25 protein-coding genes are annotated in these 24,071 nt (G+C 59.5%); 5 read left to right on the forward strand and 20 right to left on the reverse strand.

The features are described from left to right. Nucleotides 1-26: 26 nt before the first annotated feature. Nucleotides 27-896: an Hsp33 family molecular chaperone HslO gene (gene hslO, locus AOP6_RS14320; protein ID WP_155877403.1), complete on the forward strand. Its 870-nt coding sequence runs from the start codon at nt 27-29 to the stop codon at nt 894-896. 6 nt (nt 897-902) lie between these two features. Here the strand turns inward: hslO and rimO are convergent, their stop codons facing one another. The 18 genes from rimO to AOP6_RS14410 form a co-directional block, all read right to left on the reverse strand. Next, complete coding sequence (rimO, locus tag AOP6_RS14325) at nt 903-2,246, reverse strand: 30S ribosomal protein S12 methylthiotransferase RimO (RefSeq protein ID WP_155877404.1); 1,344 nt, start codon at nt 2,244-2,246, stop codon at nt 903-905. Nucleotides 2,247-2,312: 66 nt separating this feature from the next. Beyond that, nucleotides 2,313-2,798, reverse strand: coding sequence for a YajQ family cyclic di-GMP-binding protein (locus AOP6_RS14330; protein ID WP_155877405.1), 486 nt, complete (start codon nt 2,796-2,798; stop codon nt 2,313-2,315). Between the two features lie 108 nt (nt 2,799-2,906). Beyond that, nucleotides 2,907-3,581, reverse strand: a complete 675-nt coding sequence (locus AOP6_RS14335; RefSeq protein ID WP_213194630.1) for an outer membrane lipoprotein carrier protein LolA — start codon at nt 3,579-3,581, stop codon at nt 2,907-2,909. Between the two features lie 118 nt (nt 3,582-3,699). Then, complete coding sequence (locus AOP6_RS14340; RefSeq protein ID WP_155877407.1) at nt 3,700-4,197, reverse strand: chemotaxis protein CheD; 498 nt, start codon at nt 4,195-4,197, stop codon at nt 3,700-3,702. Beyond that, the gene (locus AOP6_RS14345) at nt 4,194-4,814 is read right to left on the reverse strand and encodes a chemotaxis protein CheC (RefSeq protein ID WP_155877408.1); all 621 of its coding nucleotides are present in this window, start codon (nt 4,812-4,814) and stop codon (nt 4,194-4,196) included. The genes AOP6_RS14340 and AOP6_RS14345 overlap by 4 nt, the downstream gene beginning before the upstream one ends. Continuing rightward, a complete protein-coding gene (locus AOP6_RS14350; protein WP_155877409.1) occupies nt 4,811-6,721 on the reverse strand; it encodes a chemotaxis protein CheA in 1,911 nt (636 codons plus the stop codon). The genes AOP6_RS14345 and AOP6_RS14350 overlap by 4 nt, the downstream gene beginning before the upstream one ends. 23 nt (nt 6,722-6,744) lie before the next feature. Then, complete coding sequence (locus tag AOP6_RS14355; RefSeq protein ID WP_155877410.1) at nt 6,745-7,113, reverse strand: response regulator; 369 nt, start codon at nt 7,111-7,113, stop codon at nt 6,745-6,747. Beyond that, nucleotides 7,104-7,565 (reverse strand): chemotaxis protein CheW, encoded by a 462-nt coding sequence (locus tag AOP6_RS14360; protein WP_155877411.1) that lies wholly within the window; start codon nt 7,563-7,565, stop codon nt 7,104-7,106. The genes AOP6_RS14355 and AOP6_RS14360 overlap by 10 nt, the downstream gene beginning before the upstream one ends. Continuing rightward, nucleotides 7,562-8,833: a HAMP domain-containing methyl-accepting chemotaxis protein gene (locus AOP6_RS14365; RefSeq protein ID WP_155877412.1), complete on the reverse strand. Its 1,272-nt coding sequence runs from the start codon at nt 8,831-8,833 to the stop codon at nt 7,562-7,564. Before AOP6_RS14365 ends, AOP6_RS14360 begins: the two co-directional genes overlap by 4 nt. Nucleotides 8,834-8,867: 34 nt before the next feature. After that, on the reverse strand, nt 8,868-9,728 hold the full coding sequence (locus AOP6_RS14370) for a protein-glutamate O-methyltransferase CheR (protein WP_213194632.1): 861 nt from the start codon (nt 9,726-9,728) through the stop codon (nt 8,868-8,870). Between the two features lie 34 nt (nt 9,729-9,762). Further along, complete coding sequence (thiL, locus tag AOP6_RS14375) at nt 9,763-10,746, reverse strand: thiamine-phosphate kinase (RefSeq protein WP_155877414.1); 984 nt, start codon at nt 10,744-10,746, stop codon at nt 9,763-9,765. After that, complete coding sequence (lon, locus tag AOP6_RS14380) at nt 10,733-13,090, reverse strand: endopeptidase La (protein ID WP_155877415.1); 2,358 nt, start codon at nt 13,088-13,090, stop codon at nt 10,733-10,735. Before lon ends, thiL begins: the two co-directional genes overlap by 14 nt. 210 nt (nt 13,091-13,300) lie before the next feature. Continuing rightward, on the reverse strand, nt 13,301-14,890 hold the full coding sequence (gene pckA, locus AOP6_RS14385; protein ID WP_155877416.1) for a phosphoenolpyruvate carboxykinase (ATP): 1,590 nt from the start codon (nt 14,888-14,890) through the stop codon (nt 13,301-13,303). Between the two features lie 295 nt (nt 14,891-15,185). Next, a complete protein-coding gene (locus AOP6_RS14390; RefSeq protein ID WP_155877417.1) occupies nt 15,186-15,608 on the reverse strand; it encodes a cytochrome c in 423 nt (140 codons plus the stop codon). Nucleotides 15,609-15,619: 11 nt separating this feature from the next. Beyond that, a complete protein-coding gene (locus AOP6_RS14395) occupies nt 15,620-16,096 on the reverse strand; it encodes a HyaD/HybD family hydrogenase maturation endopeptidase (RefSeq protein WP_155877418.1) in 477 nt (158 codons plus the stop codon). A gap of 1 nt (nt 16,097) precedes the next feature. Then, entirely contained in the window at nt 16,098-16,751 is a 654-nt protein-coding gene (gene cybH, locus AOP6_RS14400; RefSeq protein WP_155877419.1) for a Ni/Fe-hydrogenase, b-type cytochrome subunit, read from the reverse strand. A 15-nt stretch (nt 16,752-16,766) separates the two neighbouring features. Further along, complete coding sequence (locus tag AOP6_RS14405) at nt 16,767-18,479, reverse strand: nickel-dependent hydrogenase large subunit (RefSeq protein WP_155877420.1); 1,713 nt, start codon at nt 18,477-18,479, stop codon at nt 16,767-16,769. Nucleotides 18,480-18,482: 3 nt separating this feature from the next. After that, nucleotides 18,483-19,610 (reverse strand): hydrogenase small subunit, encoded by a 1,128-nt coding sequence (locus tag AOP6_RS14410; RefSeq protein WP_155877421.1) that lies wholly within the window; start codon nt 19,608-19,610, stop codon nt 18,483-18,485. A 301-nt stretch (nt 19,611-19,911) separates the two neighbouring features. Here AOP6_RS14410 and AOP6_RS14415 point away from each other — a divergent pair, with 301 nt between their 5' ends. The 4 genes from AOP6_RS14415 to AOP6_RS14430 all read left to right on the forward strand — a co-directional run bounded on the left by AOP6_RS14415 (nt 19,912) and on the right by AOP6_RS14430 (nt 23,321). Further along, nucleotides 19,912-20,430 (forward strand): BCAM0308 family protein, encoded by a 519-nt coding sequence (locus AOP6_RS14415; RefSeq protein ID WP_155877422.1) that lies wholly within the window; start codon nt 19,912-19,914, stop codon nt 20,428-20,430. Between the two features lie 91 nt (nt 20,431-20,521). Continuing rightward, nucleotides 20,522-20,938 carry an archease gene (locus tag AOP6_RS14420; protein ID WP_213194634.1) on the forward strand — a complete coding sequence of 139 codons (417 nt, stop codon included), beginning with the start codon at nt 20,522-20,524 and terminating at the stop codon, nt 20,936-20,938. A gap of 11 nt (nt 20,939-20,949) precedes the next feature. Continuing rightward, the gene (locus tag AOP6_RS14425; protein WP_155877424.1) at nt 20,950-22,392 is read left to right on the forward strand and encodes an RtcB family protein; all 1,443 of its coding nucleotides are present in this window, start codon (nt 20,950-20,952) and stop codon (nt 22,390-22,392) included. 32 nt (nt 22,393-22,424) lie between these two features. Next, nucleotides 22,425-23,321 (forward strand): complex I NDUFA9 subunit family protein, encoded by an 897-nt coding sequence (locus tag AOP6_RS14430; RefSeq protein WP_155877425.1) that lies wholly within the window; start codon nt 22,425-22,427, stop codon nt 23,319-23,321. 6 nt (nt 23,322-23,327) lie between these two features. Here the strand turns inward: AOP6_RS14430 and AOP6_RS14435 are convergent, their stop codons facing one another. After that, nucleotides 23,328-23,711 carry an iron-sulfur cluster assembly scaffold protein gene (locus AOP6_RS14435; protein ID WP_155877426.1) on the reverse strand — a complete coding sequence of 128 codons (384 nt, stop codon included), beginning with the start codon at nt 23,709-23,711 and terminating at the stop codon, nt 23,328-23,330. Nucleotides 23,712-23,748: 37 nt separating this feature from the next. After that, nucleotides 23,749-24,060: a DUF134 domain-containing protein gene (locus tag AOP6_RS14440; protein WP_155877427.1), complete on the reverse strand. Its 312-nt coding sequence runs from the start codon at nt 24,058-24,060 to the stop codon at nt 23,749-23,751. Between the last annotated feature and the right edge of the window lie 11 nt (nt 24,061-24,071).

Genomic DNA, 24,071 nt, shown 5'->3' on the forward strand with positions numbered 1-24,071 from the left:
GGGCGCCGCCGTGAAAAGGATAAAAGATGAAAGACCATCTGGTACGTATCGTCAGTCGCGACGGCTCATTGCGCGCCGTCGCCGCCACCACCACCATACTGGCCGAGGCCATCTGCTCGCGCCAGGGGACCGACGCTACCGCCGCTGTCGCCCTCGGCCGTCTGGTCACAGGGACGGCGCTGCTGGGTAGCCTGCTCAAGGGGGATCAGCGCCTGGCCCTGATGATTGAGGGCAACGGTCCTTTGCAGAAACTGCACGCCGAAACCGACGCCTACGGGCATGTGCGGGGCTCCATCAAGAATCCCATTGCCGGTCTGCCCCTGCATGAGGGCCGCTTCGACGTGGCTGGCGCCATCGGCCGTGCCGGCTTTCTCCACGTGATCAAGGACCTGGGCCTCAAGGAGCCCTACCGCGGCATGGTGCAGCTCTACACCAGCGAGATCGCCGAAGACCTCGCCTACTATCTAACCACTTCCGAGCAGGTACCGTCGTCGGTGGGGCTCGGCGTCTATATCGAAGCGGACGGCACCATCTCCGGCGCCGGAGGCTTTCTCGTGCAGTCCCTGCCGGACGCCAGCGAGGAGACCCTTGGCCAGCTCGAAAAGCGCCTCACTGATCTGCCGCCGCTGACCAGCCTCCTGCGCCAGGGACTGACCCCCGTGCAGGTCCTGGAGAACCTCTTTGAGGGCATCCCCTTTGATATCCTGACGCAGACCGAGCTGGAATTCCGCTGCAACTGCCGTCGGGACCAGGTCAGCCAAGTTCTGCTCTCCCTGGGGCGTGAGGAGTTACAAGAGCTCATCGAGCGCGACGAAGCTACAACCGTGACCTGTGAATTCTGCAAGGAAGTCTACACCTTCCACCGGGAGGATCTGCAGGAGCTGCTTGACGCCTGAGCGGCGTCAATCCTCCTCGACGATCTCGCCGATCAGGTCGTATTCGGAAGAGTCGGTGATGCGCAGGGCGACGATGTCGCCGACCTCGGCATAGCCGGCCGTGATATACACCTGCCCGTCGATATCGGGGGCCTGCCGAATGGAGCGACCGCGCAGGAGCAGCTCCGTCTCTTCACTGTAGCCCTCCACCAGTACCGGCTCGACCCTGCCCTTAAGCTCACGGTTCTTGCGAAAGGAGACGCGGCTCTGCGCCTTCATCAGCTTGTTGTAGCGCGCGTTTTTGGTGCGCTCCGGCACCTGCTCCTCCATGGCGGCCGCCGCCGTCCCTTCCTCCCGCGAATAACGGAAGACCCCCACCCGTTCAAAGTGCCCTTCATTGACGAAATCGAGCAGGCGCTGGAACTGCGCTTCTGTCTCGCCGGGAAAACCGACAATAAACGAGGTGCGCAAAGTAAGCTCGGGAATGCGCTGGCGCAAGCGCTCGACCAGACGACGGATGCCGGCAGAATCGAGACGACGGTTCATCTGAGCCAGAATATGGTCGTCGAAATGCTGCAGAGGAATATCGAGGTAGTTGCAGATTTTTTCCTCGGCGGCAATGATATCGATAAGTTCGTCGCTCACCCCGTCAGGGTAGGCATAGAGCAGGCGCAGCCAGGGCAGCTCCTCGATCTTGACCAGTTCCCGCAGCAGGTCCTCCAGACGGGCGCCGTCGTCACGATCGGCACCGTAGGCGGTGATATCCTGGGCAATGAGATTGATCTCCTTGACCCCGGCGTCCACCAGGCGGCGTACCTCACTGACCACCGAATCGATGCTGCGGGAGCGCAGGGTGCCGCGAAGCTGGGGGATAACGCAGTAGGAGCAGTAGTTGGCGCAGCCCTCGGCGATCTTGACATAGGTCGAGTAAAAAGGGGAGGAGGTCACCCGGGGGGTCAGGTGGTCGTAGAGAAAATCCGGCGGGCTGACGGCGTACAGGGTCTCCTGGGCCGCCGAACGTGCCTCCAGAAGTTCGACGATGCGGGCGGCATCGGCCGTCCCCATGAAGAGGTCGACTTCGGGAAGTTCGGCTGCCAGCTCCTCCTGATAGCGCTGGGGCAGACAGCCGCTCACCACCAGCAGGCGGCAGCGCCCCTCCTTCTTGTAATCGGCCACTTCCAGGATCGTCTCGATAGACTCTTCCTTGGCGTCGTGGATGAAGGCGCAGGTGTTGACGATGATGATGTCCGCCTGGGATTCGTCGGTAACAATCTCGAAGCGGTCGGCGGGGAGATGGCCGAGCATGACCTCGGCATCGACCAGATTTTTCGGGCAACCCAGGCTGACCAGACTGACTTTCTCTTTTTTCAAGGCGTGTATCCCGTCTTCATGTAAAAGCTGTGCCGTTTTATTTTCTGCCCTGAAAAGACCGCAGCCCTAAGAGCGCATGTTGATGAACTGCAGTTCGACGTCGAGCTCCTGCCCTTTGAGGAGCTGGATGACTTCCTGCAGGTCGTCGATCTTCTTGCCGACAACCCGCACCTGATCTTCCATGATCTGCGGCTGTACCTTGAGCTTGCTGTCCTTGATGAGCTTGATGATGTCCTTGCCCTTTTCCTTGGATATTCCCTGCACGAGGCCTACGCGCTGCCGCACAGCGCCGGCGGAAGCCGGCTCTTTCTTGCCGAAATCGAGGCATTTGGGCGACACCTGGCGACGCACCAGCTTACCCTTGAGGATGTCGACGATGGCTTGCAGCTTGTAGTCGTCAGCGGCCAGAATAACGATGGCGTCCTTCTCCAGGGTCACCTCGTTGACCGAACCCTTGAAGTCGAAACGCTGACTGATTTCCTTCACTGTCTGATTGACCGCGTTATCCACTTCCTGCATATCGACTTTGGATACGATGTCAAAACTCGGCATGTGACCCTCCTTGTAGCAATGGAATAAACGTTGAAAATAACGTCATTTAATCAGGTACTTATAGCACGTATCGTCACGGTTGAAAAGTCTCTTTCGGAGGGATATCCCCTAGAAAGCCGGCCCAAACTGATCCGGTGTCACCACCTCGACACCGGCGGGAACCTGGAAATCAAAACGACTGTCCGCCAGCGGCGGATTGATCCGCACATCACCGAAGGACAGCTGGGTCCGGTTGTCGTTCGTATCGATGATCTCCACCTTCCGCAGAGGAAAGACGGGTTCTTTGCCCTGGTTCAGCACCGCTTCTTTCGCCACGGCGAGGCGCAGGCTCAGTACCATAGCGGATGGTTTTTTCGGCTCCAGGGCCAGCAGGTAGTTACCATCCGCGTCCTGGCGTGGACTGGCCCAGGACAGTTTGAAATTTTCCGACAGATTACCAAGCCCGGTTATAAAAACCAGAGGATTTTCCTGGGCCTGATCGGCGCCGACTTCCGCCAGAGAACTCTGCAGAACCTGCTGGTTTTCGGGCAGGTAGACCCAGACCGTCTCCCCATCGGAGACAATCTCCTGACTGGAGGGGATTGTGTAGATCCAGCGGAACCTGACCTGGGCCGGCTTTTCTTTTCCCGGAGGAACGAACTTCACCTGCATGATACCGCTGCCCTCTTGGCTCTGCTCAAGCGAGGCAATCATCGACTCCTGCGCAAAAGCGGCCTCGAAGGAGGCAATGGCCTGTCGGCCGTTTTTGTCAGGCCGGAAAGGAGCCTCCACTGCATCTATCACACGCGTTAGGTCCGGTCCCTGCGCGGGAGTTTCCCCGGGCACCAGCAGCAAAAGAGAACAAAAAACCGTTAAAAAAACCTTCAGGCTATGCCATGGCATCTTATCAACCTCCGTTTTGTCAAATCAGATAATCGGACTGCGGTCCGCAGACCGTTCTCACCCGAACCTGACCCGTGGCCAGATCGAATTCCAGCGTGCGTCCAAAATCCCCACCCACATCCTCACCCAGCAGGGGAATGTTCAAGGACTCCAGAGTCTCACGGGCCCGGCGGACGTTGCGAGCCCCGACCCTGTCTTCAGCTGGTCCCGGCAGCGAGGCAAACATGTTGGCGCCGCCGGCGATCCTGGACCAGATCCGTTGCCGATCAGCCCCCAGGGCTGTCATCTCCGCAACCATGCCGATGATGGCTCCGTCGACAAATTTGCCCGTCGTTTCGCTTTCCCTCCCCACCGGAGCAGCCGGCAGCAGTGAGTGCGCCAGACCCCCTATTTTACTCGCCGGGTCGTAAAGCACGATCCCCAGGCAGGAGCCGAGCCCGGGGGCTACCAGCAGCAGTGGAGCTCTGGCCACGCGGTGGACGGCGATGCCCACCTTCTCCCTGGCCGGTTCAGTCATGCGCCCTCCAGCCGACGACCGAGCACAGCCAGCAAAGAGGGGTCGGGGATCAGAAACAGGTGACCGACAATGGACTCTGCCGCCATGGGCGCGCTGACAAACTCGGTTTCCACCATCAGGGCCGTATTGCCGCCAAGGCTCAGGGCAATGAGGATATCGTCGACAATGGCCCCCAGCATATCGGCCGCCAGCAGGGGCGGTGAAGGCAACAGCGATATCCCCAGCAGGTCTCCGAGAGCGCCAAGGTAGGCCGAGGCCAGAATGTTGGCAAGCTCCCGCAGCGCCGAGGCTCCGAGCTCGTCCAAAAGCAGTGCTGAGCCAGGAGTCTTCCCTAGCAGCCTTATCAGCAGCCGGTGGGCGCTCTCTTGGGGCAGGATCAGCAAAAGATCGCCCCTGGCGTCGCCAAGGATCTGCAGCGCCACACCGACGACAGGGGTCTCGGCACCACCAAGCAATTCCGGTACCTGCGCAATATCGACCCTCGATACGCGGGGCACCCGGAGCTCAATCCGGGCAGAAAGCAGCTGCGAGAGAGCCGTAGCCCCCTGCCCCATGCCGATATGGCTGATTTCCCGCAGCGCGTCGAGCTGGAGGGCGGAGAGGTCCTGGCTGTTCATCGGAAGCCTCCTGGTGGCGGGGCAGTCAGGGGCTTGTAGCGTTCATCGAGCATGGCCGATGGGTCGACGATAAAGACAAGGTGGCCATCACCCAAAACGGTGGCCCCACTGACACCGGCAAGATTGTCGAGGGGGAAGGCGAGACTCTGTACGAACACCTGGCGGTGGCCGGCCAGCTTGTCCACCACCAAACCTACCCGTCTACCGCGAATCTCTGTCAGCACCACGGGAATGGATCCCGAGAAGGGACGGGCGGGTAACCCGAGCATCTTGCGCAGTGACAGCAGGGGAATGTCTACCTCAACCGGCTCTTCTTCCCCATAATTCTCGACCAGGCGAATGACTTTTTGGCGGCCGGAGGAAAGGATCTCCTCTGGAGTGACCTCCACGGAGCGCTGCACCCGGGTCACTGGAATACCAATGAGCTGTTCATGGCAGCGGACGAGAAGGATATGAATGATGGCGACCGACAGCGGCAGTTTGAGCAGGAAGCGCGTCCCCTGGCCGTGGGAGCTGAAAATTTCCAGGGTACCGCCAAGGCTTTCCACCGCCGACTTGACCACATCCATGCCGACGCCTCGCCCCGAGGTCTCTGTTACCGTAGGGGCCGTGGAAAATCCCGGATAGCAGATAAGCTGCAAGGCATCGGCATCCCGCATACTCCGGGCCTGAGCTGAGGAAAGAAGACCCTTTTCCACCGCCCGGCGCCTTAAGTTCTCAGGGTCCATGCCACGCCCATTGTCGGCAATCTCCACCAAGGCCAGATCTTTTTCCCGCCAGGCCGCCACCCTGACTTCTCCGGCTTTTTCGATGCCATGGTCCACGGCATTGCGTACCATGTGCACCAGGGGATCGGCCAGTTCTTCCAGAATGGCTCTATCCAACTCGATATTTTCGCCGGCCAACTGCAGGGACACCTTCTTTCCCGTACTGCGCGCCAGATCTCTGACCAGGCGTGGCAGCCGTCCCGTAATGCTTTCCAGCGGCATCATGCGTACCTGCAGCACGTCATGGTAAAGCTCGGAGATCAGCCGATTGAGCTCGTCCAGTCCGTCCCTGAGTCCGTCCCAGCTTTCTACCTGGGAGGCGGAAAAAAGCTGATACCGGTTGGTAATCAGCTCTCCCGTCAGTTGGATAAAACGATCGAGAAGATCCGTGCGTACACGGACGGAGCGAACCGCTTCCTGCTTTTGCCTTGCCCGAGCCGGCACCTGTGGCGACGATCCGGGTGCAGAAGGCTCTTTGGGAGAAACCTTGGCTGCCGTCTGCCTTATGGCGACGCGGCTGACATCCCTGTTGCGCAGCAGGGCGGCGCGCAAATCATCAGCCGCCAGTTCCGTGTCAAGCAGCACATGCAACCGCCGCAACGCCCCTCCCTGTCGCAGAGTGGCGGCGGTTGGTTTGCTGGCCAGCACGGTACCGACGCTGGCGAGTTCCTTCAGCAGCAACATCGCCCGGATAGCCGGCATTTCCGTATTTTCGGCAAACTCGATAGCGACCTGAATCCCCTGCAGAGGCACAGAGGGTCCGCCGCCGGGGCCGGCAGGGGCCAGCGGGGAGGCCAGAAAATCCGCCACCTCCCGCTCGGGCTGGGAGGCCTTCAGGTCCTCCAGCAGCTTCTCCAGCAGGTCCAGCCCGGCCATCAGGCGATCGACGGCTTCGACGGGCACCCGGCCACTCTGACGGAAACCCGCCATGTAGTCTTCCAGGTGGTGAGACAGCTTGGCCGTCTGCTCGTACCCCATGGAAGCGGCCATCCCTTTGATGGAATGGGCCTCCCGGAAAAGAGCGTCGATGCCCGCCTTGTCGGCAGGGTCCGCCTCCAGAGCGACAATCAGCTGTCCCATTTTCTCGAGATGCTCGGCGGTTTCGCTCAGAAACATCTCTTTGTATTTCGACATATCCATGGCAGTACCCAGGAAAGACGCAGTTAGCCGGCGGCGGTCATCCGGTTCGCGACCTCAAGCACCCGCTCGGCCTTGAATGGCTTGACGATAAAATCCCTGGCCCCCGCCTCCACGGCTTCGGCCATCAGGGTCTCCTGGCCGAGGGCGCTGCACATGACGACCTGCGCCTGGGGATGAAAACGCAGGATATCCTTCAGCGCCTCAATGCCGCTGCGCTCGGGCATGACGATATCCATGGTCACCAGGTCGGGACGAAGTGTGCGATATCGTTCCACCGCCTCCTCGCCATTACCGGCTTCGCCGACCACCTCATGGCCAGCCGCCGTGAATATTTCCCGCAACATGTTGCGCATGAACAGGGCATCGTCGACAATCAGGATCTTCAGCCCCATGATTTCCTCCTGTCTGGCTCCCTGGATTCGCCCAGAGTACTTACCAGTTTTTCCACATCGAGCAGGCACAGCTCTCTGTTTTCATGATCCACCCGGCAGCGAATATAGGTCTCTTCTTCGCCGGACGCCTTGTCCCCCGGAATAGTGTCGGCTTCAAGCAGAACGAGTCCGTCGATACTTTCCACCCTAAAACCCAGTACGCACAAATCAGGATGAAGAACGACAACCCGCTTGTCGCGCCTTTTGCTGGCGGGGTCGATCATGGCCGGCAGATCCAGGACGGGAACAACTTTGCCATGAAAGTTAATGGCGCCGGCATAAGGGAAACCAGCCCGGGGGATAAAATAAAACTCGGGGGCCTTGACCACTTCCTGAATTCTGGCCACCTCCACCCCGTACAGCCGGCCGCAGAGGGCAAAGGTGAGTATCTGTTCGTAATTCCCTTCGCTCATTCGCGTTCCGCCCCAATGTGAAATTGATCCACGGCCCGCATCAAAGTGTCGGCCAGCGCCGACAGCTCCTGGGCCGCATGGGACATTTCCTCCATGGCGGCCGACTGCTCCTGGGTCACGGCGGATACTTCCTCGGTGGAGGCGGCGTTGTCTGTCACGACCCGCGAAATTTCGTCAATGGTACGCACGATACTGCTGGCTCCTTCCGACTGCTTCACCGCCAGCTCAGCAATGCTCGTCGCCTTGGTTTTGGTCCCTAGTGCTGTCTCGATGATTTCCTCGAAGGCGCTACCCGTCACGTCAACGGCTTCATGACCGGCGGCCATTTCGCGGATCGTCTCCTTCATGGCGCCCTGTACTTTTTCACTTTCGGCCTGAATCCCCTCGACCAGGGCGGTAATCTCCCCCGCCGAGCGTGCCGAAGAATCGGCCAGTTTGCTGATTTCCTGGGCTACAACCGCAAAGCCCCTGCCCGACTCACCTGCCCGCGCGGCCTCTATGGAGGCGTTCAGAGCCAGGAGATTGGTCTTTTCGGCAATGCCGGTGATAACCTCGACAATCTTTTCGATCTTCTGCAGCCGCAACCCGAAAGAAAAGAGCTGATCCCCGCCTTTTTCCACATCACCCAGGACCTTCTTCATCCTCTCCATGGTCGAGCGCGCCGTCTGGCCGCCTTTTTGCGCCGTGGTCGCCGTTTCAGTGGCGGAGGAGGCGACCTTCTGGGCCGAAGCAGCCACCAGGTCGATGGACAGGGCCACCTCGCGAATGAGCTTCGAGGCCTTTTCCACCATCTCGGCCTGAGTCTCGGCGCCACCGCTGATCTGCTCCACGGCATTAGCGACTTCATGAGCGGACGCCGTCATTTCCTCGGAGGTCGCCGTCAGTCCCTGGGCCGCATCGTTGACCTGCAGGGAGGTCGCCCGAATCTGTGTCACCAGTTGACGCAGGCTCTCACCCACCCGGTTCAGCGAGGCCGCCAGATCTGCCGTTTCATCTTCCAGAAAGCTCGGCGGCACCTTCACGGCCCGTGAAAAATCCCCCTTACTGAAACGTTCAGCCCCCGCATTGAGAATGCGGATGTTGGTGCTGAACGCCTTGGAAAAAAACCAGCCAATCACCAGACCGACCAACAGGGCGAATACCGTGGTGAAAAGTTGCTGCCACTGGGGGTCCACCCCCAGATAGGGGACGACATAGGGAACAGCCACCGTCGAGGCAATGACGATGATGAACCCGATGACGAACTTGTAGGTGATCTCTACCCGCATCGATGCGCTCCTTTGCAAAAACAGACACTGTTCTTCATATCAAAGACGCTTTACGCCTGTAAATACGTTCGCTTAAACTTTCCGGTTCGAACCGGTCGCGACTCTGTCCCAGCAGGGTCTCGGATTTTCCCAGCACCAGAACCCCGCCCGGTGGCAGAATCTCGGCAAAGCGCAGGATAATTTTCTCCTGTTCCTCGCGGGAGAAGTAAATGAGAACATTGCGGCACATGACCAGATCGACCTTGGGATAAGAGGAATCGGCCATGATGTTGTGATGGCGGAAGGAAACCATCTGTCGGAAGGATTCGCGCAGACGGTATTGTCCCTCTGACTGCTCGAAGCATTGCCGGCGCAGGTCCATGGGAACCTCCGCCAACCTCTGGGCGTCGAAGAGCCCCTGACGAGCCCGCTCGAGAACAGCATCACTGACATCGGTACCGAGTATCCGCGCCGTCATTCCTTCCTTGAGGAGTCCGGCCAACAGAATGGCCAGCGAATAGGGTTCCTCACCACCAGCACACCCCACGCTCCACAGGCGCAGGGTCCGGCGCCCTTGTGCGGCAGCAAGCGCCAGGAGGTCGGGCAGCACCTTCTCTTCCAGCAGGAGGAAGGTGCTGGGATTGCGAAAAAATTGCGAGACATGAATAGTCAGGGCAGCCAGCAGGGTGTCCGCCTCTGCCGGCTGGCGGCGCAACACGGCGAGGTAATCTGCCGCGTTATCAAACCCCAGGGCCCGTACCCGGGTGGCAATCCGCCGCTTGATGCAGCGGTCCTTGTACATCTCCAGGTTAAAGCCCCGAGTTTCCCGCAAAAAATCCGTCAGCTCGGTAAATTCCCTGTCCGGAAATTCACTACCGACAAATGGGGTTTTTCGCGTGGAGAGCCCTTCTTTCACAGAGGTCCTTGCCTGGTCCGTCAGCTCCGAACCTTCAGGAAAAGTGATTATAGCCTTTTCGGCCACTGGCCGCCATCTCGTCGGAACCCCTCCGGATTTTCAGGCCATCCTCCAGCGGACCAATGTAGCCGATACGAGTCAGGTCCAGTTTGAACTGGCGCGAAAGCTCGGCCAGCCGATCTTCCCGGCTGGCCGGAACCGTGAAGAGAAGTTCGTAATCCTCGCCACCGGCCAGGGCCAGGTCAAGAGAGGCCTGCCCATGGGACAGGGCCGCCTGAAAATCGACAGAAAGGGGCAAAGCCTCCGCATCGATGTGAGCACCGGCACCGGAAGCCGTCAGAACATGGCCAAGATCGGCCAGCAAACCATCGGAAAGATCGATCATGGCCGAGGGTATGTGGGCGGCGGCGAGAGCCCGTCCCAATTCAGTGCGGGCCCGGGGGTCGTGATGGCGCGCCGACAGCTGAGACGAAAGCGGTTGTCCCGCCTGCAGAAGCTGCAGGGCGAGGCCGCTGTCGCCCAGAGTGCCGGAGACATAGACGGCATCACCGGGCCGGGCACCGCTGCGGCAGATCATCTGCTCAGCGGGCACACTCCCCTGCACCGTCACTGAAATAATCAGCGGCCCGGGGGAGCGACAGGTATCGCCGCCGATGAGCCGAACCCCGTAATCCTGTGCCGCCGCCAGGAAACCGTCGACAAAGGTATCAAGGTCTTCCACGGTCAGGGTGGACGCCATCGCCAGACCGAGAAAGAGATATTCTGGATTGCCTCCCATGGCGGCCACATCGCTGACATTGACAGAGACACTCTTGCGTCCCAGGCGGTAGAGATCCGTCCAGTCCCGCCGAAAGTGAACCCCTTCGATGAGCAGGTCCTTGCTGGTGAGTTGAAGGTGACTGTCGCGCACCTCCACGGCCGCACAATCGTCACCGATGGCCAGGCGCACCCCCGCACCGCCGGCCCGTTGCCGGATACGTTCGATGAAACCGAATTCGCCGATCTCAGCCAGCTTCATGGCGCCCTTCTAAAGCAGCCTTCAGCACCTCGTCCATGGTTGCGGCCAGGACAAAGTCCACCTTTTTACGCAAATGGGGGGGGATATCCACCAGATCCTTTTCATTGCGCCGGGGAATGATCACCGTCTTGATGCCGGCACGCACCGCCGCCAGGGCCTTTTCCTTCAAACCGCCGATGGGCAGAACATGGCCGCGCAGCGTCAGTTCCCCGGTCATGGCCACATCCTGCCGCACGGGAATTCCCGCGAGAGTCGAGATAAGGGCGGTGGCCATGGTGATACCGGCGCTGGGGCCGTCCTTGGGAATGGCGCCGGCGGGGACGTGAACGTGAATATCCATCTTGTCCAGAAAATCCTCTTCGATCCCGAGGGCGGCGGCGCGGGTACGGGTGTAGGACAGGGCCGCCTGGGCGCTCTCCTTCATGACCTCGCCGAGCTGCCCGGTCAGGGACAGCTTCCCCTTTCCTTTCATGGTACTGGCCTCGACACTGAGAATCTCCCCCCCGACCTGGGTCCAGGCCAGGCCGGTCGCCACGCCGACTTCGCTCTCACCTCGCTTCTCCTCCGGCAGGAATTTAGGCGGGCCCAGAAAACCGCTGACGGTACCGGCGGTGACCTTCACCGCTTTCTTGCGCCCCCCTTCGGCGAAGCGCCGGGCAATCTTGCGGCAGATGCTGCCCAGCTCCCGCTCGAGGTTACGCAGACCCGCCTCGGCCGTGTACTCGGCAATGACCTTGTGCAGGGCCTGGCGGGTAAAGTCAGCGTCGCCCTTGCGCAGACCGTTGGCTTCAAGCTGCCGGGGCACCAGATACTTCTCGGCGATGAAGAGCTTCTCCTCCAGGTCGTATCCGGCCAGGCGGATAACCTCCATGCGGTCCTTGAGGGCCGAAGGGATGGGATCCATCACATTGGCCGTGGCAATGAACATGACGTTGGAAAGGTCGAAGGGCAGATTGATATAGTGATCAGAAAAAGCATGGTTCTGTTCGGGATCGAGCAGTTCCAGCAGGGCTGAGGAAGGATCCCCTCGAAAATCGGCGCCCAGCTTGTCCAGTTCATCGAGCATGAAGACCGGGTTATTGGTGCCGGCCTGCTTGATCCCCTGAATGATACGACCGGGCAAGGCGCCGACGTAGGTGCGCCGATGACCACGGATTTCCGCCTCATCCCGTACACCCCCCAGGGAGATGCGCACAAACTGGCGGCCGAGGGCTCTGGCAATGGACTTGCCCAGACTGGTCTTGCCGACGCCGGGAGGGCCGACAAAGCAGAGCACAGGCCCCTTCAGGTTCCGGTTGAGCTTGCGTACGGCCAGAAATTCCAGAATCCTGTCCTTGACTTTTTCCAGGTCATAATGGTCTTCATCCAGAATCTTTCTGGCCCGCTTCAAATCGAGTTTGTCACGGGTGCCGTTACTCCAGGGCAGATCGGCGAGCCACTCCAGGTACGTCAGCAGCATCGAGTACTCAGCGGCTTCGGGATGCATGGTCTCCAGGCGGCGCAGCTGTTTTTCCGCTTCGGCCATGGACTCGGCCGGCAGACCGGCCTCGGCCAGACGAGCACGCAACTCGGCCACATCCTCCGAGCGCTGATCGCTCTCGCCAAGCTCGGCCTGGATGGCACGCATCTGTTCCCGCAGATAATATTCCCGCTGCGACTTGCTGACCTCCTCCTTGACCTGGCTCTGGATACGCTCCTGCATGGTCAATAGCTCCAACTCCCGGTCGAGGAGGGACTTGACCTTTTCAAGCCGTTCGAGCGGCTCGAGTATCTCCAGGGTCTGTTGGGTTTCGGTGACCTTCAACCCCAGATTGCTGACGACGAGATCAGCGAGATTGCCCGGGTCTTCCACGTTCTCCAGCACTACCTGGATTTCTGGCGGCAGACTTTTGCCCAGGGTCATGGCCCGAGTCAGAGAATCGCGCACCGTACGCATCAGGGCTTCAACCTCGAGGTTCACCTGGACCGCCGGCTCAGGCACCCTGTGCACCTTGGCCATAATAAAGGGCTCTTCCTGCAGGACATCGAGAGCCCGGGCGCGAGAAACCCCCTGCACGAGCACCTTGACGCGGCCATCCGGCAGTTTGAGCATACGCATGATCATCGCTACCGTACCCACGTCGTAGATGTCCTCGGCCGCAGGATCTTCGGCATCGACATCCTTCTGCGTCGCCAGAAAAATCAGGCGGTCGCCTTCAAGGGAGGCATCCACCGCCGCAATGGACTTGGGGCGGCCAACGAAGAGGGGGACAACCATATAGGGGAAGACCACCACATCACGCACCGGCAACAATGGCAATTCTTCTGAGATGACTTTATCTTTCTTTTTTTCTTTTTTTACCAACAGGACCTCCGCGGTCTCACACCGTTTCACCAGGCTTTTCAACAGGAAACGCCCTGATGGGCCAAGATACAAAATCCACCGGGTAAAGTCCAGAAACTAACCACCAGAGAAGACCCGTGAAGAAAGGCGCCAAATGCGGCCCCCCTGAAAAGACAAAGGGCGACCCCTTAAGGATCGCCCTTTGCAACATGAACTTGCTCTCAACCTGGCCTAGAGTTGCGGTCCGGCCTTGGTGAAATCGAAGTCATCGCCATCCTTTACGTATTTTTTAAAGTTCTCGATGAACATGCCGGCGAGTTTGTTGGCGGTGGCGTCGAAGGCCTCCTTGTCAGCCCAGGCGTTGCGGGGGTTGAGCAAGGCGCTGTCCACACCCGGCAGGGCTTTGGGAATATGCAGGCGGAACCAGCGGGTCTGGTCGAATTCGGCCGTTTCAATGCTGCCGTCAAGAATGGCGTTAATGCAGGCGCGAGTAGCCTTGATGCTCATGCGCTGGCCGACTCCGTAGCCGCCGCCAGCCCAGCCGGTGTTGACCAGGTAGGCCTTGACGCCGTGCTTTTCCATCTTCTCCCCCAGGAGTTTGGCGTAGGCCGTCGGGTGCAGAGGCAGAAACGCTTCACCGAAGCAGGCCGAGAAGGTCGCCGAAGGCTCGGTGACGCCACGCTCGGTACCCGCGACCTTGGCGGTATAGCCAGAGAGAAAGTAATACATGGCCTGCTCTTTTGTCAGCTTGGAAACAGGCGGCAGCACGCCAAAGGCGTCGCAGGTAAGGAAGATGATGTTCTTCGGATGGGCGGCCTTGAGGCTGGCCTCATGGTTCTCGATGTGCTCGATCGGGTAGGAGACGCGGGTGTTTTCGGTTTTGGCGCGGCTGTCGAAGTTAATGACCCCGTCATCGTCAGCGACGACGTTTTCGAGCAGAGCATTGCGCTGGATGGCGTTGTAGATTTCCGGCTCGCTCTCCTGCGACAGGTTGATCACCTTGGCGTAGCAGCCGCCCTCAAAGTTGAAAATGCCGTCGTCGTCCCAACCGTGCTCGTCGTCGCCGATGAGCTTGCGGGAAGCGTCAGTGGACAGGGTGGTCTTCCCCGTCCCGGAGAGTCCGAAGAAGAGGGCGACGTCACCCTTCTTGCCGACATTGGCCGAGCAGTGCATGGAGAGGATCCCCTGCAGCGGCAGCCAGTAGTTCATCATGGTGAAGATGCCCTTCTTCATCTCGCCGCCGTACCAGGTGCCCCCGATGATGGCGACGTTCTTCTCGATATTGAAGACGATGAAGACCTCCGAGTTGAGGCCATGGCGCTCCCAGTCCTTGTTCACCAGGTTGCTGGCGTTATAGACCGTAAAGTTGGGGGCAAAGTCCTGCAGATCTTCGGCGCCGGGGCGAATAAACATGTTCCTGACGAAGTGAGACTGCCAGGCGAACTCGGTAACGAAGCGCACGGATTTGCGCGTCTTCTCGTTGGAGCCGCAGAAGCCGTCGGTGACGTAAAGATCCTTGCCTGAGAGGTAGTCAATGACTTCGGTGTAGAGCTCGTCGAAGACTTCGGGAGCCATGGCCACGTTGACCTTGCCCCAGGCGATGTTTTCGAAGGACGGCTTCTGGTGAACAAAGTATTTGTCCTTGGGAGAGCGTCCGGTGAACTTGCCCGTATCCACCATCATGGTGCCGTTGGAAGAAACGCGGCCTTCCTTGTTGGCGACTTCTGCCTCAAAAAGCTGGTCGTAACCCAGATTATGATAAATCTTGCCAATCTGCTTCAGCCCCAGATCCCGTGCGGTAATTGCCGCCGACTTTTCCATGGTTCTGTTCTCCCATCACCCTGGTTCAAAAGGTTTGAAAAGAAAATCCAACGATTCCAGACGCGTCGCACCTTGTGGTTTGCCCAAAGGCCAGTCGGAAAGGGGCACGGCGCCTTCCCATATTTTTTCGAAATTCCCACAAAAGGGACAAGGTTATCCCCTTAAAATCCCGGTTCTTTTATCAAATTTAGCTCAAATAAAAAAGAAAAAATTGCCTTTTACCCTAAATAAAAAGGCAGATGGCGGGAGACACCGGTCCGCCAACCCATCTTCAGCGATTTCTGCTCTCATTTTTTCAGTCTGATGAAATTCCTGAGCGTACCCGGAGGTAGGCGACGAGGGCCCAGATCTCCTCCTCGCTGAAATGGGAACCGTAGGCGGGCATCACCGAGCCGAGAGAGAGGTAGGGATCGACCGTCTTCCCCTGGCTGATCCTCCAGAACAGATAGGCCGGATCGGCCTGACGGTAGAGAGGCGAGGTGAATTGGGGGGCGGGAGGATGAAAAAAATTGGCTCTTTGGCTGCGCCCTTCCGCTGGCCTGCCATGGCATTCCGCACAAAGCTTCAGAAAAAGGCGCTTGCCTGCCTGCTGATTTTCAGCTCGCTGCAGATAGCCGTCGGGAGGCGTCACTTTGGGGTAGGACGGTCCTCGGTCACCACAGGCGACAACCAGCAGAAGAAGGAGCAATGAAACAGCTACGCGGCTAAACATGGACATCCTTTCCACCTTCAGGCGGCCGCCAGAGAGACCCCCCAGGCCTCCAGCTCGGAGGCGACCGCGGCCACCACCTGCTCCAAGGCCTGGGCGACCGCCGGACTCAACTGGAGCCCAGGCTCGATGACTGCAATCTGTACCCCCCACACCACGACCTCTGGCGGCAGGTTTCCCTGCAACTCGGCCACAACGAGCAGATCCTGCAGTCCCATCTGATGCACGGACAGTTTGCCGGCAAAGGCGCGCGGCACCTCTTCGCCGGTCAGACGCACGATCGTTCCCGCCGCCGTCTGCATGTCAAGGGCGTCAACAATCAGCAGGCGTTCCACCCCTTCGAGCCGGGGGAGCAGGTCGAGACCCAGGGTCCCGCCATCAACCAACTGAACCTCCTCCGGAAAGACGAAGCGCTCCTGTAGCCGCCGCACCACATGCACCCCCAGGGCATCGTCCCCCATCAGCAGGTTGCCCAGGCCCATCACCAGAATGGCCACCTCAGAGTTCTCCCCGGTCAATGTACTTGTAGCCGCCGAAGATGCTGCTCATGGTGCCGTTCATCTCCTTCATGTCCATGAGCCAGGCACTGTAGATATGGTTGATGACGAAACCGGCCAACAGCCACATCACCAGATGATGAACGAGGCGCAGGGACTGATTGTCGATGAGCAGCCAGACCCAACCGAACAGGGAATCATACAGACCGCCGGGCGCGTACTGGCCATAAAGAGCGAAGCCGCTGATAATCTGCACAACAAAAAGGACGAAAACGCCGGCGTAGGCCAGAGTGGCCAGGGCGTTGTGGCCAATCTCGTAGGGGATGCGCGAGCCAGTGAAGCTGTAATAACGGAAGAATTCGAGGCCGTTTTTCTGCCCCTTGCGGGTGACCAGTGGCAGAAACATACGCCAGGACGACCATTCGTTGCCCAGGAAAAACCAGATCATACGGGCCAGCACGGAGAAGGCGAAGAGATAGGCAAAGACAAAATGCATAAAGCGCACCCAACCCATGATGTATGCGGACGAAGAATGAGCACTGATAAACGGATGACCAATGTAGAGCCCGGTGACGGCAAGAACCACCACAGACACCGCGTTGATCCAGTGTGTCAGCCGGACCGGCAACTCCCAAACATAAAGGATGCGGATCATGAGCGGACCTCCTTGTCAGAGAACTTTCACCTTGACGATCTCACTGCCGCTTCCATCCAGCACGTGGACCGCGCAGGCCAGGCAGGGATCGAAGGAGTGGATGGTGCGCAGGATTTCCAGGGGCTGCTCCGGATTGGCGATGGGCGTACCGATAAGAGCCGCCTCGTAAGGTCCCATCTGTCCGAGGGGATCGCGCGGGCCGGCGTTCCAGGTGGAAGGCACCACCGCCTGAAAATTGGCAATGGCGCCGTTTTCAATGCGAATCCAGTGGCCCAGGGCCCCGCGAGGCGCTTCATGGTAACCGAAGCCCGCCGCTTCTTTCGGCCAGGTCGAGGGATCCCACTTTTCGCCGTTATGCACCTCAAGGATGCCCCGCCCCATGTTGTCGGCAAGCTGGTTGAGCCAGGTTTCGTTCTTCTGGGCCAGCAGCAGGGTCTCGATCCCGCGGGCGGCCGTGCGGCCCAGGGTTGAAAAGAGCGCTTCCGGCCCCACATTCAGCTTGCCGAGTACAAAGTCGACCACCTGCTTCACCTCGGGATGGCCCTTGGCGTAGGCGATGACCATGCGCGCCAGCGGTCCGACCTCCATGGGCTGATCGAGATAGCGAGGGGACTTGACCCAGGAATACTTGGACTCCGTGTCGAGAAAATCATAAGGGGGCTTTGGTCCCGTGTACTTGTGTGAGGTTTCCCCGTCGTAGGGGTGAAGTCCCTTGTCATCGCCGGCCTGGTAACTGTACCAGGAATGGGTGACGTATTCGGCAATCTTGGCCTGGTCCATCTCCAGTACATTGGCCAGATCTTTACCTAACACGACGCCGCGCGGGAACCAGTTGGCCTCCGTGCCGCCACTATTGTCGAGAGGAAAATCCCCATAGGTGAGGAAGTTGCCCACGCCGCCGCCAATACCCGCCCAATCCTTGTAAAAGGAAGCCACGGCCAGCAGATCGGGGATGTAGACCTGCTCGACAAAAGCTCTGGCCTTGCGCAGCAGCTTGCGGATGAAGGCGATCTTGTCGGCATTGAGGGCGTTCTGGCTGTCGGGATCGACGGGAATGGACATGCCACCCACCAGGAACGTCTGCGGATGGGGGTTTTTCGAGCCGAGAATGGCGTGGATCTTGATGATGTCCTTCTGCCACTCCAACGCTTCGAGATAGTGGGCCACGGCCATGAGGTTGGCTTCCGGCGGCAGCCGGTAGGCACTGTGCCCCCAGTAGGCATTGGCGAAGGGCCCCAGACGGCCGGTGCCGACGAAAGCGGCGATGCGCTCCTGGATCGCCTTGAAGTAGGCGGTCCCCGATACCGGCCAATCGGAGAGGGATTGGGCCAGCCTAGCGGTAGCGGCGGGATCAGCCTTGAGCGCCCCGGTGATATCGACCCAGTCGAGGGCATGCAGGTGATAAAAATGGATAACATGATCCTGGATGTTCTGGATACCCATGATCAGGTTGCGGATAAGTCGGGCGTTATCGGGGATCTGAATCCCCAGGGCATCCTCCACGCAGCGGATGCTGGCCATGGAATGCACGGTGGTGCAGACGCCGCAAAAACGTTGCGTGAAATGATGTGCGTCCCGGGGGTCACGCCCCTTAAGGATGGTCTCAATGCCACGAAAGGCCGTGGAGGAACTCCAGGCATTGGCAATGCGGCCATCCTCCAGCTGGGCCTCGATGCGCAGGTGCCCTTCGATGCGGGTGATCGGATCGACAACGATCTTCTTGGCCATGGCCTACTCCTCCTTGTCCTTTTGCACGAGGTTGTCCGATTTGAATGCATGTCCCTTGCGGAAGGCGCTGGCCACGCCATGGGCGGCAAAGGCCGCCGCCGTTCCCACTGCCAGGCCGACACCGATCTGATCGGCCGTCACCTCAACCCCGAAGCCCGGCACCTGCGGCAGACGACGGTAGAAGGGGGTCATGGTATCCCAGAAACCGGGCTCTGCACAGCCGATGCACCCGTGACCGGCCATGACCGGCCAGCTGGTGCCCTCGTTGTAGCGCACCGACGGGCAATTATGGAAAGTCTCGGGCCCCTTGCACCCGAGCTTGTAGAGACAGAACCCCTTGCGATGGCCCTCGTCGCCGAAGGCCTCGGCATACTGACCAGCATCGAAATGGCTGCGACGCTCACAGTTGTCGTGAATGCGCTTACCGTAGGCAAAGAGGGGACGCCCGAGGCGATCGGTGGCCGGGAGGCGATTAAAGGTGAGGAAATGGACAATGGTGGCAGTGAGGTTGTCGGCATTCAGGGGGCAGCCCGGCAGGTTGATGACCGTGGCGCCGGGAACGGCCTCCTGCACCGAGATGGCGCCGGTGGGATTGGGGGCAGCGGCGGGCAGGCCCCCAAAGGTGGCGCAGTTGCCTACGGCAATGGTGGCCGCGGCATTGCCGCATACCTTGCGGGCGATATTGAGGGCGCTGTCGCCGGCAATGGTGCAGTAGACACCGTCATCCCCGGCGGGGATAGACCCTTCAACCACGGCAATATATTTGCCCTTGTATTTTTCCATGGCCTGATGCTTGGCTTCTTCTGCCTGCTGGCCGGCGGCCGCCATGATGGTTTCGTGATATTCCACGGAGAGCAGGTCGAGCAGGATCTCCGCCACGGTTGGCTGATTGGCCCGCAGCAGGGCCTCCGTATCCCCGGTGCACCCCTGGAATTCCACCCAGATCAAAGGCACACGCAGATCTTCCAGGGCCGCGGCCACCCTGGGGACAAAGGACAAAGGAAGAGCCAGTGTGGCCGTTATCCCGGTGCAGAACTTGATAAAATCACGGCGACTGACGCCACGCGTTTCCCATTTCTGCAGGATCTCCTCCGGCAGAACAACAGCTTCAGAGGAAAAGTCTTCTTTCATCAGCCCAGCCTCCTTTATTCAGGTAAAAAAGCAGTGTTCCCATCACCCGTGCTTTCAACCAGCATACCTTAATTAATTTTACTAACTCTCCAATTATAACCACCCAGTATTCATGTCAAGCGTTCACTAAGCATTTGTATCCATTCTTTTTATTTTCACCAAGCTGTTGATCTTAAATGGTTATTTTTCCCACTTACGATCCCTTCGGGGTCAGGGTAGCGTCTGCGTCAATCTATACAAGGAAGCCTTAGCTGGTATACTGAAGAGAGCTTTCACAAACGTAGCAGAAAGGGGAGCGACCATGCAAAAAGACGTGGGAAAATTTGGCATCAGTGATAAGCGCGGCAGGGTAAAAACGAGTTCGGATCCTTACATCCCCGAAGAGGGGCGCAAAGAACCATCGCTCTGCAGTGGCTGCAAGGCCGTGTATAAAAACAAGCGCTGGTATTTTGACCCCGACTTTTACGAGGAGGCCAGCAAAGACTCCGGATCTCATTGGGTCACCTGTCCCGCCTGCCAGAAAATCGAACAGAACTACCCGGAAGGCATCGTGACCCTGCGCGGCAATTACCTATGGAAGCATGAAGAGGAAATCCGCAACATTCTCAAGAATGAAGAAACCAGGGCGATGGCCAAAAACCCACTGGAGCGCATTATCCAGATCAACCGACAGGACGATGCCCTGGTCGTGGAGACCACCGAGGAGAAGCTGGCGGAGCATCTGGGCAGGGCTCTACACAAAGCCCACCAGGGAGACCTGAATGTCACCTGGACGGAAGATCACGCCAGGTGCCGCGTTACCTGGGAACGGATAGAATAAAGACAATTTCAACAGAAACGCGCGAAGGATCCGCTCTCTCTTCCTCGACCATTCTTTGCGTTTCGGGGCCACCTGATGGCCAGGGATGAGCATGGCCTCCTACCGTCTCTTGGAACATACGGCCGACATGGGCATCGAGGCGACCGCCGCGACCCTTGAGGAGCTCTACACGCAGGCCGCCAAAGGGCTCATCGCCATCATTTTCGAGGACGCCGGCGGAACGGCGCTGAGCGACCGCGCCATTGAACTTGACGGCAGTGACCTCGCCGATCTTCTTGTCCGCTGGCTCAATGAGATTCTCTATCTAATCGAAGTGGAACACTTTCTACCCTGCCGTTTCACTCTCGAACCTATCCAGGACCATCACCTGCGGGGTATTGTCGGCGGATTTCACTTCGATGTGGAAAATGTGCGGGCCGAAAGAGAGATCAAGGCCGTCACCTACCACCGGCTTGAGGTCATCCGTCAGGGCTCTGACTGGTTGGCCCGGGTCTACGTCGACCTGTGAGAGATGGAAAGATGAGCGTTAAGATCGAGCGTATCGACGCCTGCCGCTGGCGTATCCCCCGGGAGGGGGACATGCGCACCGAGGGGCTGGTCTTTGCCAGCGAAAAGATGATCGATTTCCTGCGTCAGGAGCAGGCCCTCGAACAGGTGCGCAACGTCGCCACCCTGCCTGGCATCGTCGGACCTTCCATCGCCATGCCGGACATTCACTGGGGCTACGGTTTTCCTATCGGCGGCGTCGCCGCCTTTTCTGAAGACGAGGGAGTCGTTTCTCCCGGCGGGGTCGGCTACGATATCAACTGCGGCGTGCGCCTGTTACGCAGCGCCCTCACCGTGGCGGAGATCAGACCCTTCGTCCAGCAGCTCGCTGACACGCTCTTTCGCAACATCCCCTCCGGAGTCGGTTCCTGCCGCCAGGATCTTAAACTCAGTTCAACCCAGGAGCTCAAGGTTCTACGCCAGGGGGCCCGCTGGGCCGTGGAGCACGGCTTCGGCAATGAAGAGGATCTGCTCCACATCGAAGAGGGCGGCACCATCGCAGGCGCCGACCCCGATCTGATTTCCGACCGGGCCCTCGAACGCGGCCGCGCCCAACTCGGTACCCTGGGCAGCGGCAACCACTTTCTGGAGGTACAGGAAGTAGAGACCATCCATGACCCGGCGGCTGCGGAGGTGCTGGGCCTCTTTCCGGGCCAGATGACCGTCACCATCCATACGGGCAGTCGAGGTCTGGGCTACCAGGTATGCGACGACTACCTGCGCCTCATGCAGAAAGCCAGCCAGAAATACGGCATCCATCTCCCCGACCGCCAGCTCTGCTGTGCCCCCCTGTCCAGCCCTGAAGGCAAGCAGTACCTGGCCGCCATGGCCTGCGCCGCCAATTTCGCCTTCGCCAACCGGCAGCTGATTACCGCCTGGGTGCGGGAATCTTTCGAGCAGGTGACCGGCAAGGGACCGGGCGACCTGCGCCTCTCCGTTATCTATGATGTCTGCCACAACATTGCCAAGTGGGAGAAACATCCCGTCAAGGGCCGGGAGATGACCCTGTGCGTCCACCGCAAGGGGGCCACCCGCGCCTTTCCGCCCGGCCATCCCGACACCCCGGCGCTCTACCGGCAGATCGGTCAGCCGGTGCTGATACCCGGCGACATGGGCCGCTATTCCTATGTTCTGGTGGGGACGCAGGCGGGCTACGAGGAGACCTTCGGCTCCACCTGTCACGGCGCCGGCCGCCTCATGTCGCGGCACGCCGCCAAACGCGCCGCCCGTGGGCGCAACATCGAGGCGGAACTGGCCAGACAAGGCATTGTCATCCGCGCCGCCGGACGGGCCACCGTGGCCGAGGAAATTCCCGAAGCCTACAAGGATGTCATGGAAGTGGTCGATGTGGTACAACAGGCAGGTATCGGCAAAATTGTGGCCCGACTGCGACCTGTCGTCGTTATAAAAGGGTAAACTCTGTATTGAAGGAGAATGGAGGAAATTCCATGAAAGTATTCGTCACCGGAGCAACGGGTTTTGTCGGTTCCGAGATCATCCGCCAGCTCACCGTTGCCGGGTATACGGCCCGCTGTCTGGTCCGACCCGGCTCGGAACACAAGATGGAGATTCTGAAAGGAGTGGAAATCCGGCACGGCGACGCCGGCGAACCGGAAACGCTGGTGGATGCCTTAAAAGGCTGCGAGGCGGTGATCCACCTCATCGGCATCATTCGCGAATTTCCTCACAAGGGGATTACTTTTAAAAAGCTGCACGTCGACGCCACCCGTAACATCCTGCAGGCGGCCAGGGATCAGGGCGTCGGACGTTTCGTGCATATGAGTTCCAACGGTACGCGGGAGGGGGCGACCAGCGCCTATCACCAAAGCAAATGGGCGGCCGAAGAACTGGTGCGGGATTCCGACCTCGACTGGACCATTTTCCGCCCCTCGGTCATCTTCGGTCCCGGCGACCAGTTTATCAACATGCTTGCCGACATGATGCACAAGCTCCCCGTCATGCCCGTTATCGGCGACGGCACCTACCGCATGTCTCCCGTGGCCGTCGAGGATGTGGCCAAGGGTTTCATCAAAAGCCTCAAACAGCAAGAAGCCAGTGGCCAGGTCTACCATTGCTGCGGCCCGCAGGCCCTTACCTACGATGAGATTCTCGACGAGATCGGGCGAGCTCTTGGCAAAACGTCCGTAGCCAAGCTCCACCATCCCCTCTGTCTCATGAAACCGGTGATCGGCCTGCTGGACGGCTTTTCCTGGTTCCCTCTCACCCGCAACCAGTTGGCCATGATGCTTGAGGGCAATGTCTGCGATCCGGAACCTTGGGCCCAAACCTTCGGAATCACACCGACCCCCCTACCTGAAGGCATCAGCCACTACCTGTCATCCTGAGCCACTTTATTTCGCCTCTTCCTGCCGCCGGGAGTCCAGGTACTGACGGATGCCGGCCTGCAGGGCACTGGCGATCAGGTTGGAACAGTGCTCTTTCTCCTCCGGCAGCCCGCCGAGGGCAGCGGCAACCTCTGCATTCCCCACCGTTAGGGCCTCGGCCAGGGTTTTCCCCTTGGCCAGCTCGCTCCCCATGGAAGAGGTGGCGATGGCCGCCCCGCAGCCGTAGATCTTGTAGCGGATATCGACCAGGCGGTCATCCTCGATTTTGAGCGTCAGCAGCAGCGAGTCCCCACACCCTGGATCACCCACCTGCACCAGCACGGTGGGGTCGTCGATAATCCCCACGTTGCGTGGGTTGTTGAAATGGTCCAGCACTGTTTCGGTATACATATTCCGACTCTCCAAAATTTCCAGAGATTGGCCCCTATCAAGGAGCCTCTTCTTCAGAAGGCTCTTCGCCGATAATCAGGGCATACCCTTCAATCAGGGCCTGGGCGGTTTTTTGGCGTCCGCTCGTCACCAGGCGCTGCACGGTGCCGCGGGAGATACCCATGCGCCCTCCGGCATCCTCCTGTGTCAGACCGAGCCCGTCACAAAGGTGGAGAGCTTCCAACTCGTCGTGGTAAAGGCTGATCCGCTCCAGCTCCTTCAACGGGGTTCCGGCTGGCTTGAAAACCTGGCGTTCTTCACTTTGCAAAGGGCAGCTGCAGGTTCTCGGCTTTTTGCTGCGTGGCGACATGCGGTATCCTT

The organism is Desulfuromonas sp. AOP6 (genome assembly GCF_009731355.2).
In the GTDB taxonomy this organism is placed as follows: domain Bacteria; phylum Desulfobacterota; class Desulfuromonadia; order Desulfuromonadales; family SZUA-540; genus SZUA-540.

Coding starts and splice junctions, on each gene's coding strand:
- hslO (WP_155877403.1), top strand. CDS start 27: ATGAAAGACCATCTGGTACGTATCGTCAGTCGCGACGGCTCATTGCGC.
- AOP6_RS14330 (WP_155877405.1), bottom strand. CDS start 2,798: ATGCCGAGTTTTGACATCGTATCCAAAGTCGATATGCAGGAAGTGGAT.
- AOP6_RS14340 (WP_155877407.1), bottom strand. CDS start 4,197: ATGACTGAACCGGCCAGGGAGAAGGTGGGCATCGCCGTCCACCGCGTG.
- AOP6_RS14345 (WP_155877408.1), bottom strand. CDS start 4,814: ATGAACAGCCAGGACCTCTCCGCCCTCCAGCTCGACGCGCTGCGGGAA.
- AOP6_RS14350 (WP_155877409.1), bottom strand. CDS start 6,721: ATGGATATGTCGAAATACAAAGAGATGTTTCTGAGCGAAACCGCCGAG.
- AOP6_RS14355 (WP_155877410.1), bottom strand. CDS start 7,113: ATGGGGCTGAAGATCCTGATTGTCGACGATGCCCTGTTCATGCGCAAC.
- AOP6_RS14360 (WP_155877411.1), bottom strand. CDS start 7,565: ATGAGCGAAGGGAATTACGAACAGATACTCACCTTTGCCCTCTGCGGC.
- AOP6_RS14365 (WP_155877412.1), bottom strand. CDS start 8,833: ATGCGGGTAGAGATCACCTACAAGTTCGTCATCGGGTTCATCATCGTC.
- thiL (WP_155877414.1), bottom strand. CDS start 10,746: ATGAAGCTGGCTGAGATCGGCGAATTCGGTTTCATCGAACGTATCCGG.
- pckA (WP_155877416.1), bottom strand. CDS start 14,890: ATGGAAAAGTCGGCGGCAATTACCGCACGGGATCTGGGGCTGAAGCAG.
- AOP6_RS14390 (WP_155877417.1), bottom strand. CDS start 15,608: ATGTCCATGTTTAGCCGCGTAGCTGTTTCATTGCTCCTTCTTCTGCTG.
- cybH (WP_155877419.1), bottom strand. CDS start 16,751: ATGATCCGCATCCTTTATGTTTGGGAGTTGCCGGTCCGGCTGACACAC.
- AOP6_RS14405 (WP_155877420.1), bottom strand. CDS start 18,479: ATGGCCAAGAAGATCGTTGTCGATCCGATCACCCGCATCGAAGGGCAC.
- AOP6_RS14410 (WP_155877421.1), bottom strand. CDS start 19,610: ATGAAAGAAGACTTTTCCTCTGAAGCTGTTGTTCTGCCGGAGGAGATC.
- AOP6_RS14415 (WP_155877422.1), top strand. CDS start 19,912: ATGCAAAAAGACGTGGGAAAATTTGGCATCAGTGATAAGCGCGGCAGG.
- AOP6_RS14420 (WP_213194634.1), top strand. CDS start 20,522: ATGGCCTCCTACCGTCTCTTGGAACATACGGCCGACATGGGCATCGAG.
- AOP6_RS14425 (WP_155877424.1), top strand. CDS start 20,950: ATGAGCGTTAAGATCGAGCGTATCGACGCCTGCCGCTGGCGTATCCCC.
- AOP6_RS14430 (WP_155877425.1), top strand. CDS start 22,425: ATGAAAGTATTCGTCACCGGAGCAACGGGTTTTGTCGGTTCCGAGATC.
- AOP6_RS14435 (WP_155877426.1), bottom strand. CDS start 23,711: ATGTATACCGAAACAGTGCTGGACCATTTCAACAACCCACGCAACGTG.
- AOP6_RS14440 (WP_155877427.1), bottom strand. CDS start 24,060: ATGTCGCCACGCAGCAAAAAGCCGAGAACCTGCAGCTGCCCTTTGCAA.